This is a genomic window from Citrobacter sp. 50677481 (genome assembly GCF_001463265.1).
Taxonomy (GTDB): domain Bacteria; phylum Pseudomonadota; class Gammaproteobacteria; order Enterobacterales; family Enterobacteriaceae; genus Citrobacter_A; species Citrobacter_A sedlakii.
Genome location: NZ_LNHZ01000075.1, coordinates 218,622 through 233,251 on the forward strand (window position 1 = coordinate 218,622; position 14,630 = coordinate 233,251).

14 protein-coding genes are annotated in these 14,630 nt (G+C 56.5%); 7 read left to right on the plus strand and 7 right to left on the minus strand.

All coding sequences use genetic code 11. The features are described from left to right. Positions 1-80 precede the first annotated feature (80 nt). Positions 81-1,997: a tyrosine-protein phosphatase gene (locus tag APU02_RS22765; RefSeq protein ID WP_060571319.1), complete on the plus strand. Its 1,917-nt coding sequence runs from the start codon at positions 81-83 to the stop codon at positions 1,995-1,997. A gap of 78 nt (positions 1,998-2,075) precedes the next feature. On the opposite strand, the gene kdsA is transcribed toward APU02_RS22765, so the two are convergent. Genes kdsA through hemA form a run of 6 tightly spaced genes read right to left on the minus strand, consistent with a single transcriptional unit; the run spans position 2,076 to position 7,380 of the window. Beyond that, positions 2,076-2,930, minus strand: a complete 855-nt coding sequence (gene kdsA / locus APU02_RS22770; protein ID WP_060571320.1) for a 3-deoxy-8-phosphooctulonate synthase — start codon at positions 2,928-2,930, stop codon at positions 2,076-2,078. A 36-nt stretch (positions 2,931-2,966) separates the two neighbouring features. Continuing rightward, positions 2,967-3,776: an invasion regulator SirB1 gene (gene sirB1, locus APU02_RS22775; protein WP_042283626.1), complete on the minus strand. Its 810-nt coding sequence runs from the start codon at positions 3,774-3,776 to the stop codon at positions 2,967-2,969. 3 nt (positions 3,777-3,779) lie between these two features. After that, positions 3,780-4,172 (minus strand): invasion regulator SirB2, encoded by a 393-nt coding sequence (gene sirB2, locus APU02_RS22780; protein WP_060571321.1) that lies wholly within the window; start codon positions 4,170-4,172, stop codon positions 3,780-3,782. Further along, positions 4,169-5,002, minus strand: a complete 834-nt coding sequence (prmC, locus tag APU02_RS22785; protein WP_060571322.1) for a peptide chain release factor N(5)-glutamine methyltransferase — start codon at positions 5,000-5,002, stop codon at positions 4,169-4,171. The genes sirB2 and prmC overlap by 4 nt, the downstream gene beginning before the upstream one ends. Beyond that, entirely contained in the window at positions 5,002-6,084 is a 1,083-nt protein-coding gene (gene prfA, locus APU02_RS22790) for a peptide chain release factor 1 (RefSeq protein WP_060571323.1), read from the minus strand. Before prfA ends, prmC begins: the two co-directional genes overlap by 1 nt. A 39-nt stretch (positions 6,085-6,123) precedes the next feature. Further along, positions 6,124-7,380: a glutamyl-tRNA reductase gene (gene hemA, locus APU02_RS22795; RefSeq protein WP_042283635.1), complete on the minus strand. Its 1,257-nt coding sequence runs from the start codon at positions 7,378-7,380 to the stop codon at positions 6,124-6,126. Between the two features lie 201 nt (positions 7,381-7,581). On the opposite strand from hemA, the gene lolB reads away from it, so the two are divergent. The 4 genes from lolB (at position 7,582) to dauA (ending at position 12,161) form a co-directional block, all read left to right on the plus strand. Next, positions 7,582-8,205: a lipoprotein insertase outer membrane protein LolB gene (lolB, locus tag APU02_RS22800; protein ID WP_060571324.1), complete on the plus strand. Its 624-nt coding sequence runs from the start codon at positions 7,582-7,584 to the stop codon at positions 8,203-8,205. Then, positions 8,202-9,053 (plus strand): 4-(cytidine 5'-diphospho)-2-C-methyl-D-erythritol kinase, encoded by an 852-nt coding sequence (gene ispE / locus APU02_RS22805; RefSeq protein ID WP_060571325.1) that lies wholly within the window; start codon positions 8,202-8,204, stop codon positions 9,051-9,053. Before lolB ends, ispE begins: the two co-directional genes overlap by 4 nt. Before the next feature lie 266 nt (positions 9,054-9,319). Next, a complete protein-coding gene (gene prs, locus APU02_RS22810; RefSeq protein WP_001518537.1) occupies positions 9,320-10,267 on the plus strand; it encodes a ribose-phosphate diphosphokinase in 948 nt (315 codons plus the stop codon). 211 nt (positions 10,268-10,478) lie between these two features. Continuing rightward, on the plus strand, positions 10,479-12,161 hold the full coding sequence (dauA, locus tag APU02_RS22815; RefSeq protein WP_060571326.1) for a C4-dicarboxylic acid transporter DauA: 1,683 nt from the start codon (positions 10,479-10,481) through the stop codon (positions 12,159-12,161). 99 nt (positions 12,162-12,260) lie between these two features. Here dauA and ychH read toward each other — a convergent pair whose 3' ends face one another. After that, a complete protein-coding gene (gene ychH, locus APU02_RS22820) occupies positions 12,261-12,539 on the minus strand; it encodes a stress-induced protein YchH (RefSeq protein ID WP_012906045.1) in 279 nt (92 codons plus the stop codon). A gap of 274 nt (positions 12,540-12,813) precedes the next feature. On the opposite strand from ychH, the gene pth reads away from it, so the two are divergent. Continuing rightward, positions 12,814-13,398, plus strand: coding sequence for an aminoacyl-tRNA hydrolase (pth, locus tag APU02_RS22825; RefSeq protein WP_060571327.1), 585 nt, complete (start codon positions 12,814-12,816; stop codon positions 13,396-13,398). 116 nt (positions 13,399-13,514) lie between these two features. Then, entirely contained in the window at positions 13,515-14,606 is a 1,092-nt protein-coding gene (gene ychF / locus APU02_RS22830) for a redox-regulated ATPase YchF (RefSeq protein WP_042283652.1), read from the plus strand. The last annotated feature ends 24 nt before the right edge of the window (positions 14,607-14,630 follow it).

Below are 14,630 nucleotides of genomic sequence, written 5' to 3' on the forward strand. Positions count from 1 at the left end.
ATTGCCGAACCGTCACAAATTGTTCACGCATGCTCCCTATACTCCGCGCCTGTTAACGTTAACAGACAAGGAGTTTGGTCATGAAAGCATCCCTGAGCCCGCTTACAGCACTTGTTCTTTTCACCTGCGTCAACGCGCAGGCTGCAGATCTTTTACTCAATACCCCACGTCTAAGCGGTATCGACAACTTCCGCGATATCGCCGGGCTAACCACCGCCTATACCACCGCCCATAACGGCGTGATGCGCGCGGGTGTATTCTATCGCTCAAACGCCCTGACGCCGACAGGAAACGATTTGGCGGCACTGGAAGATCTGCAGGTCACCACGGTCGTTGATTTGCGCTCCCCGGCAGAAATCACCGCTCAGGCCGACACACTGCCGGCGGGCAGCCGTTATGTCGCCGTCGATTTAATCGGTAATAACGGCGCCTTCGTCATCGATCTCAACAATATGAACGTCAGCGACATCGACAAAATGATGCAGGACGGCGAGCGCAGCTTCGTTACCAGCGACTACGCCCGTCAGGGACTGGGCAAGGTTTTCCGCGAGCTTGCCGCCGCAGATGACGCCGCCCTGTTCCACTGCACCGCGGGCAAAGATCGTACCGGCTGGGTCAGCGCCGTGCTGCAAACCATCGCGGGCGTCAGCGACAGGGATATCATGGCAAACTATCTGGCGACCAACGACTACACCGCCGATCGTATCAGTGCGACGCTTGCCACGATGCCGACATCCATGCGCGATACTTACGGCGCGCTGATGGGCGTTCGCGCCAGCTGGCTGCAGGCCGGGCTGGATAGCGTTATCGCCAGCTACGGGTCGATGGACAACTATCTGAAAAAGGGCCTCGGCCTCGATCAGGCGACGATCTATGTACTGCGCGGCAAAATGGTGCGCTATCAGACGCTGCCCGGCGAATCCGGCTTCAGCGGCAACGCCGCGCAGGGGGCGTCGCTGCTGAACGCCCTGCAGGACTCCCCGCTGTCGGGACGTGACACGGCATATAACTACTATCTGCAAAGCGCTATCGATCAAGGCTCCCTCGGTGGGGTAGAAAAACAGATTGGCGGACAGGTTTTCGCCGACGCCAGCAGCTATCTGCTTCGCCAGCCGTCACGCCTGTACGATGCGCTCGCCCCGGTGATTTCCGCCCGCGGTCTTCAGGACGAAGAGTCTCAGGTCTGGTTGCAGGGGCTGGCGACCTATCTGGGAACGGATGCGAGCAGTGAAGCCAGCTCCAGCAGCGAACACAGCTGGGGAACGCTGGTCGGCGTCACTCATCGCTTCAACGCGCGCAGCGCGGCAAACGCCTCGATTGGCTATGGCGACGGCAGTATCTCTTCGGCAGGCGGCAAGGTGAAAACCCATACCCCGACACTGGGACTCGGCGCACGCTACGCGCTCTCCTCGCTGGACAGCGGCCCCTGGGTCGGTCTGCAGGGCAGCGCCGGGTATATCGACTACCAGAGCGACCGCCGTCTCGGCGGCGGGCTGGGCGCCGCATCGGGCGATACCCACGGCCAGTTCTACAGCGGACGAGCCTCTCTCGGCTGGTTCAGTACCGTTTCAACGCTGACTCTCGACCCGGCCATCGGCGTGCAGGTGACGCATTTAACCCTCGACGGCTTTCGTGAACGCGGCAGTGAAGCGGCGCTTGACGTGGATGGGGTGAACCAGACGCAAACCAGCCTGACGGCTGACTTAGGGATCGGGATATTGCCGCAGCAGGTGGGAAACTGGACGCTGAAACCGGGCATTGCGCTGGGCTATGAGCGGATGCTGAATGATAAATCGACGAGCAGTCATGCCACGCTCTATGGGCTGGGCGTCGATCAAACCTCGGCCTTCGGCAGCAAAGCGCTTTATAAAGCGGGCCTGCAGCTGAGCGCGACCTTTAACACTATCACCGTCGGCACTCGGGTGGATTATCTCACCGCCGATACGCACAGCGATGATGGCGTCGCGGGCCAGCTCAACGTGGCGATAGCCTTCTGACGGCGCCCGTACTGAATACCGCAATGCCGTTCACGTCAGCGGAACGGCATTGCGCTTGCGGTTTTCTCTCAGCGAAACTCAGCTCTCGGTATCCAGTTCGTCGAAACTTTTCACCAGCGAGTCAATCGCCTTCATCTGCACCAGGAACTGTTCCAGCTTCGCCAGCGGAAGCGCGGACGGACCGTCACATTTAGCGTTGTCCGGATCCGGATGCGCTTCAATAAACAGGCCGGCCAGACCCACGGCCATACCGGCACGCGCCAGTTCGGTCACCTGACCGCGACGACCGCCGCTTGCCGCGCCAAACGGATCGCGGCACTGCAGCGCGTGCGTCACGTCAAAAATCACCGGGCTGTTACCGGACACTTTTTTCATAACGCTGAAGCCCAGCATATCCACGACCAGGTTGTCATAGCCGAAGTTAGCGCCGCGATCGCAAAGAATAACGTTATCGTTACCGCCTTCGTGGAACTTATCCACGATATTTCCCATCTGGCCCGGGCTAACAAACTGCGGTTTTTTCACGTTAATCACCGCGCCGGTTTTCGCCATCGCTTCCACCAGATCGGTCTGACGGGCGAGGAACGCCGGCAGCTGAATGACATCCACCACATCAGCAACAGGCTGCGCCTGGCTCGCTTCGTGAACATCGGTGATCACTTTTACGCCAAAGGTCTGTTTCAGTTCCTGGAAAATTTTCATCCCTTCTTCCAGGCCAGGACCACGGTAAGAGTGGATAGAGGAACGGTTGGCTTTATCAAAAGAGGCTTTGAACACGTAAGGGATACCCAGCTTCTGGGTCACAGTTACGTAGTGCTCACAAATGCGCATCGCCAGATCGCGGGATTCCAGCACGTTCATGCCGCCAAACAGCACGAACGGCAGATCGTTCGCTACCTTGATGTCGCCAATGTTAACCACTTTTTGTTTCATAGGATCGCCTTAATGGTGAGTAAGAGTGTCGATAAATTAATGCAGAACAATTTGCTTGTGCGAGATGTTATTAATCTGCGCACGAATCATTTCGCTGATCGGGTCTTCCGGACACTGTTCAACGAAATAGCTTAAATCGGTCAACGCCACGTGTTCACATTCCAGTTGCGCATAGATTAATCCCCGGTCGCGTATTTCATACGGATCTTCCGGATTAAATTGCAGCAACGCTTCACTGGTCCGCAGCGCCAGTTCCATCTGCTGTTCTTCCATCAGAGAGGATTTCAGCGTGTCGAGCAGTTTGCGAATGACTTCCGCGTTATCGGCTTCGTCCAGATCTTCGTTAAACAGTTCCGCGACCGGACTGATATTGCCTTTGAGCCAGACTTCCAGCGTATGCTCATTCAGCGTTTCGCCGTTGAAGGGATTAATCAGCCACATTTCCCCTTCCAGCGACTCAATGCGCAAAATAAGCTGCGTCGGGAAAATGACCGGCACCAGCGGTAATGACAGGCGGTTGGCGACCCACAGTAAGATCGCGCCCAGCGACACCGCGCTGCCCTGACGGTTTTTCAGAACCTGGTCAAGCCATAATGCATCGGACAAACGGTAGACGCCGCGGCTGTCAGTAAAGCCCCATTCGCCGTAAAAAAGTGCCAGCAATTTTTCCAGTTGCTCATCCTGAGACAGGAGCTGGCTAATTTCTTCTTGCGCCAGGCTGACCAGACGTTCCAGCTCGTCGTAGACAGTTTGTGAGGGAAAATCCAGGCGGATAGCTTCCGACGCCAGAATCATTCCGTCGCACAGTGGCGCTTTATTAAATTCGAAATCAGCTAACGATCTCATGACTTACCCCAGTAACGATATTTTTGTGGTGGCGAGTTTAACGATGATGTACAGCGCCACCAACGCCAGCGGAAACGCGATCCACCGCGTCTGCCGACTGCGCGCCCGACGGTAATCAAGCGCGATAAAACCCAAAACGATGTAAATGATAACGCCAAACAGCTTCTCAGTCAGCCATGAGCCCTGTTCGGTGAATGGCAGGATGTGCGTTTTAACGATTAAGCCGATACCGCTGAGTAACAGGAACGTATCGACAACGGGCGGTACAACTCGCGTCCAGCGGGCGTCAGCCTGCGGAGAATGGCTTTCCCGCCACCAGAAACGCAGCACAAACAGGCTGACTGAGAGGGCGATGCTCAGCAAGTGGAGGGTAAGCAAAAGCGTAAAACTGCTCACGGCCGCCAGCGTCCCAGCGTCACCCGCTCGTTATCGCCGTAGTCCCGGCAGGTCTCCACGTCGTGATAGCCCGTGCGGACAAAAGCGTCGCGCACCGCTGTCCCCTGCTGCCAGCCGTGTTCCAGTAGCAACATGCCTTCCGGCATCAGAACGGCGCGCGCACGGTCGATGATGTGCTTGATGTCCGCCATCCCGTGATCGCCCGCGACCAGCGCCGTCAGCGGCTCAAAGCGAACGTCGCCCTGCGAAAGATGCGGATCCAGCTCATCGATGTACGGCGGGTTGCTGACAATCATCTCAAACTGGTTCCCGGCTAAGGCGCTGAACCAGTCGCTTTGCTGAATTCTGACGTTTGTGATGGCGTGTCGGGTGGCATTTCGCTGCGCCAGTGCAACGGCCTCCGGCATCCGGTCCACTGCCGTGACGTCGCAGTCAGGGCGCTCGGAAGCCAGCGCCAGCGCAATCGCCCCGGTACCGGTGCCCAGATCCAGGATCCGGCATGACGCAGCAGGCAGACGCGCCAGAGCCTGTTCAACCAGACATTCGGTATCCGGGCGCGGGATCAGGGTCGCTGGCGAGACAAACAGCGGCAGCGACCAGAATTCCCGTTCGCCGATCAGATGGGCGATCGGTTCGCCACGGCGACGGCGCGCCAGCAGCGCAGCCAGTTGCTGGCGCTGGGCGTCGGTTAATTCCGTTTCGCCAAACGCCAGAATCCAGGTGCGCCCCTTGCCGGTGACATATTCAAGCAGGATCTCGGCGTCACGACGTGGCGAATCGCTTTCCTGTAGCTGGCTTATGGCTTCACGCAACCAGTGTTGAAAATTCATTATTCCTGCTCGGACAGCGCCGCCAGTTGGTCAGCCTGGTATTCCTGCACGATGGGCTCGATCAGCATATCCAGCTTGCCTTCCATCGCTTCGTCCAGGCGATACAGCGTCAGGTTGATACGGTGGTCGGTGACCCGCCCCTGTGGAAAATTGTAGGTACGGTTACGGTCGCTGCGATCGCCGCTGCCTAACAGGTTTCGGCGGGTGGAGGCCTCTTCCTGCTGGCGCTTCGCCACTTCCGCCGCGCGAATACGCGCGCCGAGCACAGAGAGCGCTTTCGCTTTGTTTTTGTGCTGCGAACGTTCGTCCTGGCACTCCACCACAATGCCGGTCGGCAGGTGAGTAATACGGATCGCCGAGTCGGTGGTGTTAACGTGCTGACCGCCCGCCCCTGAGGAGCGGAAGGTATCAATGCGCAGATCGGCCGGGTTAATATCCGGTAGGTCTGCTTCCGGCAGTTCCGGCATCACCGCGACGGTGCAGGCGGAGGTATGGATACGTCCTTGTGACTCCGTTGCCGGTACGCGCTGGACGCGATGACCGCCGGACTCAAACTTCAGTCGCCCATAGACCCCGTCGCCGCTGATTTTGGCGATGATCTCTTTATAACCGCCGTGTTCGCCTTCGCTCATGCTCATGATCTCTACCCGCCAGCGACGGGTTTCGGCGTAGCGGCTGTACATGCGGAACAGATCGCCGGCAAACAGCGCCGCTTCGTCGCCGCCGGTGCCGGCGCGCACTTCGAGGAACGCGTTGCGCTCGTCGTCCGGATCTTTGGGCAGCAGCAAAAGCTGGAGCTGCTGTTCCAGTTGTTCACTTTTGTCTTTTGCTTCGCGCAGTTCTTCCTGCGCCATTTCACGCATTTCAGGATCGTCGAGCATCATCTGTGCCGTTTCGATATCTTCCTGAACCTGTTGCCAGTCCGTAAAACAGCGAGAAACATCGCTTAATTGTGCATACTCACGCGACAGCGCGCGAAAACGTTCCTGGTCTGCGATGGTTCCCGCATCACCCAGCAACGCCTGAACTTCCTCATGGCGTTCATGCAGGGCTTCCAGTTTGGCAACGATAGAAGGCTTCATAGGCGTAAATGCACCTTGTAAAAAAAGAGGGGTGTGCTGCTACTCCAGCCCGAGGCTGTCGCGCAGAATATTCAGGCGTTCGTCGTCCCCGTCACGGGCAGCCTGCTGTAGAGATTTGGTTGGGGCGTGGATCAAGCGGTTGGTCAGCTTCCAGGCCAGATCCTGCATAATCGCCTGGGCATCGCCGCCCTGCTCCAGCGCAGCCAGCGCTTTGGCGGTCAGCTCGTCGCGCACCTGTTCAGACTGGCTGCGGTATTCGCGGATGGTCTCGCTGGCGCCTTGCGCGCGCAGCCAGGCCATAAATTCGCTGGTTTCCTGCGCCACGATGGTTTCGGCTTCCACGGCCGCGGCTTTACGCTGCGCCAGGTTATGCGAAATGATGCTTTGCAGATCGTCAACGCTGTAGAGATAGGCATTCGCCAGCTTGCCGACTTCCGGCTCGACATCGCGCGGGACAGCGATATCCACCAGCAGCATCGGCTGGTTGCGGCGGCTTTTCAGCGCGCGCTCCACCATCCCTTTGCCAATGATCGGCAGCGGGCTGGCGGTGGAACTGATAATAATGTCCGCCTCCTGCAAACGCGCGTCGATGTCGCTCAGCGCGATGACCTCGGCGCCGACTTCATCGGCCAGCACCTGCGCCCGTTCGCGAGTGCGGTTAGCGATGATCATCTTCTGCACCTTGTGTTCGCGCAGATGACGCGCCACCAGCTCGATGGTTTCTCCTGCGCCGACCAGCAGCACGGTGACAGTAGACAGTGATTCGAAGATCTGGCGCGCCAACGTACAGGCGGCGAAGGCGACGGATACCGCGCTGGCGCCGATGTCGGTTTCAGTGCGCACGCGTTTCGCGACGGAGAAGGATTTCTGGAACATGCGTTCAAGCGCGCTGGCGTTGAGGTGGCCTTTCTGCGAATCGGCAAAGGCTTTTTTCACCTGGCCGAGGATTTGCGGTTCGCCGAGTACCAGCGAGTCGAGCCCGCTGGCGACGCGCATCAGGTGGCTAACGGCGGCGTTATCCTGATGCCAGTAGAGGCTGCTGCGCAGATCGTCTTCGTTGAGGTTATGGTAGTCGCATAACCAGCGAATCAGCGCCTCCTGCAAATTGTCCTGCTCTTCAACGCTGAGATACAGCTCTGTACGGTTACAGGTCGACAGCACCACCCCACCCTGCACCATAGGCTGCGCGAGCAGGCTGTCCAGCGCCTGATCGAGCGTGTCCGGCGAAAACGTTACACGTTCTCGCAGCGATACAGGTGCCGTTTTATGGTTAATGCCGAGCGCTAAAAGGGTCATGTCTGCGGGAGTAGTACCAGCGTTGATATGGTTAGTCTGATCGCATCATACAGGATGCGCGTAATCAATAAAAGAGAGCGCCCCCTTTTGGAGTAATCGCTTAACGCTTAAATTAAGATAACGTGAACGTAGACGATATACCCGCGCGGCGCTAGCATTAAGGGTTATTATTGCAACGTATCACAAGGATTCGTCATCACTATGACCCTGCCTGACTTTCGCCTGATCCGCCTGCTTCCGCTGGCAAGCCTGGTACTCACCGCCTGTACGATCAACGCGCCAAAAGGACCGGGCAAAAGTCCCGATTCCCCGCAGTGGCGACAGCACCAGCAGGCTGTGCTTCAGTTAAATCAGTATCAGACCCGCGGGGCGTTTGCCTTTATTTCCGCCGATCAGAAGGTCTATGCCCGCTTCTTCTGGCAGCAAACCGGCCAGGACCGCTACCGCCTGCTGCTGACGAACCCGCTGGGCAGCACTGAGCTGGAGCTGAACGCGCAGCCAGGTCACGTTCAACTGGTGGATAACAAGGGCCAGCGCTATACCGCCGAAGACGGCGAAGAGATGATCGGCAAGCTGACCGGGATGCCGATTCCGCTGAACAGCCTGCGCCAGTGGATTCTGGGCCTGCCGGGTGACGCTACCGACTATAAACTTGACGATCAGTACCGCCTGCGCGAAGTGAATTATCATCAGGATGGCAAAAACTGGAAGGTCGTTTACAGCGCCTATGACAGTAAAACGCAACCGGCCATGCCTGCCAATATGGAACTTTCGGATGGCGACCTGCGCATCAAGTTGAAAATGGATAACTGGATTGTGAAATGATGACCCACTGGCCATCCCCGGCAAAACTGAATCTGTTTTTATATATTACCGGCCAGCGCGCGGACGGTTATCACACGCTGCAAACCCTGTTTCAGTTCCTCGATTACGGCGACACGATCGACATTACGCCGCGCAGCGACGGCGAGATTCGTCTGCTGACGCCGGTAGACGGCGTGGCGCATGAGGATAACCTGATCGTTCGCGCCGCGCGTTTGCTGATGAAAACAGCCGCGCAACACGGTCGTCTGCCGGCCGGCATCGGCGCGGATATTCGCATCGACAAGCGTCTGCCGATGGGCGGCGGACTCGGCGGCGGTTCCTCTAACGCTGCGACGATCCTTGTGGCGCTTAACCACCTCTGGCAATGCGGCCTGTCGGTGGATGAACTGGCGGAACTGGGGATCCAGCTTGGCGCGGACGTCCCGGTATTTGTTCGTGGCCATGCCGCCTTCGCCGAAGGCGTGGGAGAAATCCTCACGCCGGTTAATCCGCCCGAAAAATGGTATCTGGTGGCGCATCCGGGCGTCAGTATTCCGACTCCGGCGATCTTCAACGATCCGGATTTGCCCCGTAACACGCCAAAAAGGTCAATAGAAACGTTATTAAATTGTGAATTCAGCAATGATTGCGAGGTTATCGCAAGAAAACGTTTTCGCGAGGTTGATGCCGCGCTTTCCTGGCTGTTAGAATACGCGCCGTCGCGCCTGACTGGTACAGGGGCCTGTGTCTTTGCTGAATTCGATACAGAGTCTCGTGCTCGCCAGGTGCTTGAGCAAGCCCCGGAATGGCTCGAAGGCTTTGTGGCGAAAGGCGTCAACCTCTCCCCTTTGCATCGGGCGTTACTCTAAATCATCCACGTTTCAGGAAGATGGCGAGATGACGAATCCCCAGCCGCGTACTTCAGTATGTGACGGGTGTGAAGCATTAGAGCCAACATACATGAGAGAGGAATGATGGCGAGTAAGCCGGGCAAGCTGAGTTTCGGTGACAACGTCACCCTGTTCCAGACGTTGCATCGCGCTCTTTAATACACCGCATGGAGAGAATCCTGCCTGGCCCGCACAGTTTTTGGCAGATTCTTTCCACCAATGGACGCATGCCTGAGGTTCTTCTCGTGCCTGATATGAAGCTTTTTGCTGGTAACGCCACCCCGGAACTAGCACAACGTATTGCCAACCGCCTGTACACTTCTCTCGGCGACGCCGCTGTAGGTCGCTTTAGCGACGGCGAAGTCAGCGTACAAATCAACGAAAATGTACGCGGTGGTGATATTTTCATCATCCAGTCCACTTGTGCCCCCACTAACGACAACCTGATGGAATTGGTCGTTATGGTTGATGCCCTGCGCCGTGCTTCCGCAGGCCGCATCACCGCCGTTATCCCTTACTTTGGCTATGCGCGCCAGGACCGTCGCGTCCGTTCCGCGCGTGTGCCAATCACGGCTAAAGTTGTCGCGGACTTCCTGTCCAGCGTCGGCGTGGACCGCGTCCTGACCGTTGACCTGCATGCTGAACAGATCCAGGGCTTCTTCGACGTACCGGTTGATAACGTATTCGGTAGCCCAATTCTGTTAGAAGATATGCTGCAGCTGAATCTGGATAACCCGATTGTGGTTTCTCCGGATATCGGTGGCGTCGTGCGTGCCCGCGCTATCGCTAAGCTGCTGAATGACACCGACATGGCGATCATCGACAAACGTCGTCCGCGTGCAAACGTTTCTCAGGTGATGCATATCATCGGTGACGTTGCGGGCCGTGACTGCGTGCTGGTTGATGATATGATCGACACCGGCGGTACGCTGTGCAAAGCCGCAGAAGCCCTGAAAGAGCGTGGCGCAAAACGCGTATTCGCTTACGCAACGCATCCGATCTTCTCTGGCAATGCAGCTAACAACCTGCGTAATTCCGTGATTGATGAAGTCGTCGTCTGCGATACCATTCCGCTGACCGATGAAATCAAAGCGCTGCCGAACGTACGTACGTTGACCCTGTCGGGTATGCTGGCCGAAGCGATTCGTCGTATCAGCAATGAAGAATCCATCTCTGCCATGTTCGAACATTAATCGAACCCGGCGCAAAAACCCGCTGCGGCGGGTTTTTTTGATGATGAATCAGCCCGGTAAGCGGCAACGTTTTTGGGCGATGCACACGGCCTGTCATTTCAGAATTTCCGCTACGGCGGTTTTTTTATCTTTAACCACTATTTGTATGACTTATGCCTCCTTCACCTGCCATTTAGTTGACAGATGATGCGCTCATGGATGAAACATTATTGTGAACAGAATCTTTTCCTCACATGTGATGCCTTTCCGCGCCCTCATCGACGCTTGTTGGAAAGAAAAATATACCGCTTCACGGTTTACCCGTGATCTCATCGCCGGGATAACGGTCGGGATTATTGCGATTCCGCTCGCAATGGCGCTGGCTATAGGCAGCGGCGTCGCTCCCCAATACGGTCTCTACACCGCGGCGGTTGCAGGTATTGTCATTGCCTTAACCGGCGGCTCGCGCTTTAGCGTCTCTGGCCCTACCGCCGCCTTTGTGGTGATCCTCTACCCGGTGTCGCAACAGTTTGGGCTGGCAGGCCTGCTGGTCGCGACCCTGATGTCCGGCATATTTCTGATCCTCTTTGGACTGGCCCGCTTTGGTCGCCTGATCGAATACATTCCGGTTTCCGTGACGCTAGGCTTTACGTCAGGGATTGGTATCACCATTGGTACCATGCAAATCAAGGACTTTCTGGGTCTGCAGATGGCGCACGTTCCCGAGCATTATCTGCAGAAAGTGGGCGCGCTGTTTATGGCGCTGCCAACGATCAACCTCGGCGACGCCGCCATTGGCATCGTGACGCTGGGCACTCTGATTTTCTGGCCACGGCTGGGTATTCGTCTGCCCGGTCACCTTCCGGCCCTGCTGCTGGGCTGCGCGGTGATGGGGATAGTTAACCTGTTCGGCGGTCATGTCGCGACCATCGGTTCGCAGTTTCATTACATCCTCGCCGACGGTTCGCAGGGCAACGGGATCCCACAGTTGTTACCTCAACTGGTGCTGCCATGGAACCTGCCGGATTCCGATTTTACGTTAAGCTGGGACTCGCTGCGCGCCCTGCTGCCTGCAGCATTTTCAATGGCGATGCTCGGGGCTATCGAGTCGCTGCTGTGCGCCGTGGTGCTTGACGGAATGACCGGCACCAAGCACAAAGCCAATAGCGAACTGATAGGACAAGGGCTCGGCAACATTGTCGCGCCGTTCTTTGGCGGGATCACCGCCACCGCCGCGATTGCCCGTTCCGCCGCAAACGTACGCGCTGGCGCGACGTCGCCGATCTCCGCCGTCATTCACGCGATTCTGGTGATCCTCGCGCTGCTGGCGCTGGCGCCGCTGCTCTCCTGGTTGCCGCTGTCGGCGATGGCCGCGCTGCTACTGATGGTGGCGTGGAATATGAGCGAAGCGCATAAAGTGGTGGACCTGCTGCGCCACGCGCCGAAAGACGACATTATCGTGATGCTGATGTGTATGTCGCTGACGGTACTGTTTGATATGGTGATCGCCATCAGCGTGGGCATTGTGCTGGCATCCCTGCTGTTTATGCGGCGTATCGCGCGTATGACGCGCCTGGCGGCGGTTAACGTGGACGTGCCGGAGGATGTATTGGTGCTGCGCGTAATTGGCCCGCTGTTTTTTGCCGCCGCTGAAGGGCTGTTTACCGATCTGGAATCACGAATTGAAGGCAAGCGCGTTGTCGTACTGAAGTGGGATGCAGTGCCTGTGCTGGATGCGGGCGGACTGGATGCGTTCCAGCGCTTTGTCAAAAGGCTGCCGGAGGGATGCGAACTGCGGGTGAGCAATCTTGAATTTCAGCCGCTGCGCACCATGGCGCGCGCCGGCATCCAGCCGATTCCGGGACGCCTGGCGTTTTTCCCGAATCGCGACGCCGCCCTGGCGGATTTGACATAAATAAGCAAAAGCCCGGTGGCGTTCACGCTTACCGGGCCTCCCTTTCTTGCCAACTGTCAGACCGGAGACGACATTTGGTTCGCTATCCGGCAATCAGCGTTAACTATGACGGCGATTGTCGTTACGGCGGCAACGTTTATCGTAGTGGCGTACCCACCAGTAGCGGTCACAAACTTGTTCATGCCCGCCAACACGTGCCCCTGCAAGCCAGAGAATGGCGCCGACGAAAATACTCAGCACTGCACCATGTGCGAAAAATTGTGGCAGGTTAAATTGCGGCAGTTGGTTTAAAATTGAATAACCAACGCCAACAACCATCACCACTAACCCCAACCCCATTAGCACATTACCGAGTAACGAAGCGTTTTTGCGTTTCATATGTCACCTCCGGAACTTTTGGGTTGTTTCAGGGAATACCCCTAATCCTTATGTGTAAAGTATAGACAACACGTACCATTCTGAGTGCGGGTGCGATCACAAATACAACGTCGCATTCAACAAAACTTTACAAATAAGCCCCTGAAGCCCTTGACTTTCTAATAGTCGACAGCGGCAACTATTCATTTCCCTCTCCTCTGACGCTGTTTTTTGTCAAGCGGGGCTGCAGACAGTACACTACGCGCCAGTGATTGACCTATGCAGGATAGAAAACGTGACGATTAAACTGATTGTCGGCCTGGCAAACCCCGGCGCGGAGTATGCAGCAACACGACACAATGCGGGCGCATGGTACGTCGATTTACTGGCTGAGCGGCTGCGAGCGCCGTTACGCGAAGAGCCGAAGTTCTTTGGCTATACGTCCCGGGTGACCGTTGAGGGTGAAGATGTTCGCCTGCTGGTGCCTACCACGTTTATGAACCTGAGCGGGAAAGCGGTCAGCGCGATGGCCGGTTTCTATCGCATTAATCCTGATGAGATTTTAGTGGCGCATGATGAGTTGGATCTGCCGCCAGGGGTTGCCAAATTTAAGCTGGGCGGTGGGCATGGCGGTCATAACGGCCTGAAGGACATTATCAGCAAACTTGGCAATAACCCTAACTTTCATCGCTTACGCATCGGAATTGGCCATCCGGGCGATAAAAATAAAGTTGTAGGCTTTGTGTTAGGAAAGCCACCGGTCTCTGAACAGAAGCTGATTGACGACGCGATTGACGAAGCGGCTCGCTGTACGGAGATTTGGTTTAAAGACGGTCTGACCAAAGCGACAAGCCGCTTGCATACCTTTAAGGCACAATAAACCGGGATGTGCGGCATTTTTGCCGTACGCTGTGTATAATAGGCAAAGTTGTTTTCATTTCTACAATCTGTTTTCTGTAACAGGTTGATTATCAAGTTATTAAGGTGATTTAAATCATGGGATTCAAATGCGGTATCGTTGGTTTACCCAACGTCGGGAAATCCACCCTGTTCAACGCGCTGACCAAAGCCGGTATTGAAGCGGCCAACTTCCCGTTCTGTACGATCGAACCGAATACCGGCGTCGTACCGATGCCTGACCCGCGTCTGGATCAACTGGCTGAGATCGTTAAACCGCAACGTATTCTGCCGACGACCATGGAGTTCGTGGATATCGCGGGTCTGGTGAAAGGCGCGTCCAAAGGTGAAGGTCTGGGTAACCAGTTCCTGACCAACATTCGTGAGACCGAAGCGATCGGCCACGTCGTGCGCTGCTTCGAGAACGACAACATCATTCACGTTGCAGGCAAAGTTAACCCGGCGGAAGATATCGACGTTATCAATACCGAGCTGGCGCTGGCGGACCTCGATACCTGTGAACGTGCGATTCACCGTGTGCAGAAAAAAGCGAAAGGCGGTGATAAAGACGCTAAAGCCGAACTGGCGGCGCTGGAAAAATGTCTGCCGCACCTGGCCGAAGCGGGGATGCTGCGCTCTCTGGATCTGACCGACGAAGATAAAGCGGCAATCCGCTACCTGAGCTTCCTGACTCTGAAACCTACCATGTACATCGCCAACGTCAACGAGGACGGTTTCGAGAACAACCCATATCTGGATCAGGTTCGTGAAATCGCGGCGAAAGAAGGCTCCGTGGTTGTTCCAGTTTGTGCCGCTGTTGAAGCCGATATCGCTGAGCTGGACGATGAAGAACGCGACGAGTTCATGCAGGAACTGGGGCTGGAAGAACCGGGTCTGAACCGCGTGATTCGCGCGGGCTATCGCCTGCTTAACCTGCAGACCTATTTCACCGCTGGCGTGAAAGAAGTCCGTGCCTGGACTATCCCTGTCGGCGCAACGGCCCCGCAGGCGGCAGGAAAAATCCATACTGACTTCGAAAAAGGGTTTATTCGCGCGCAGACTATTGCGTTTGACGATTTCATTACCTATAAGGGCGAACAGGGCGCGAAAGAAGCCGGTAAGATGCGCGCCGAAGGTAAAGATTACATCGTTAAAGACGGTGATGTGATGAACTTCTTGTTTAACGTCTAAATCACTTCTGTTGTCTCATGAGGT

What these genes read in the sequence shown, in the direction of transcription:
- ispE (WP_060571325.1), top strand. Translation starts at nt 8,202, where the DNA reads ATGATGACCCACTGGCCATCCCCGGCAAAACTGAATCTGTTTTTATAT.
- ychH (WP_012906045.1), bottom strand. Translation starts at nt 12,539, where the DNA reads ATGAAACGCAAAAACGCTTCGTTACTCGGTAATGTGCTAATGGGGTTG.
- kdsA (WP_060571320.1), bottom strand. Translation starts at nt 2,930, where the DNA reads ATGAAACAAAAAGTGGTTAACATTGGCGACATCAAGGTAGCGAACGAT.
- sirB1 (WP_042283626.1), bottom strand. Translation starts at nt 3,776, where the DNA reads ATGAGATCGTTAGCTGATTTCGAATTTAATAAAGCGCCACTGTGCGAC.
- lolB (WP_060571324.1), top strand. Translation starts at nt 7,582, where the DNA reads ATGACCCTGCCTGACTTTCGCCTGATCCGCCTGCTTCCGCTGGCAAGC.
- ychF (WP_042283652.1), top strand. Translation starts at nt 13,515, where the DNA reads ATGGGATTCAAATGCGGTATCGTTGGTTTACCCAACGTCGGGAAATCC.
- hemA (WP_042283635.1), bottom strand. Translation starts at nt 7,380, where the DNA reads ATGACCCTTTTAGCGCTCGGCATTAACCATAAAACGGCACCTGTATCG.
- prmC (WP_060571322.1), bottom strand. Translation starts at nt 5,002, where the DNA reads ATGAATTTTCAACACTGGTTGCGTGAAGCCATAAGCCAGCTACAGGAA.
- APU02_RS22765 (WP_060571319.1), top strand. Translation starts at nt 81, where the DNA reads ATGAAAGCATCCCTGAGCCCGCTTACAGCACTTGTTCTTTTCACCTGC.
- prfA (WP_060571323.1), bottom strand. Translation starts at nt 6,084, where the DNA reads ATGAAGCCTTCTATCGTTGCCAAACTGGAAGCCCTGCATGAACGCCAT.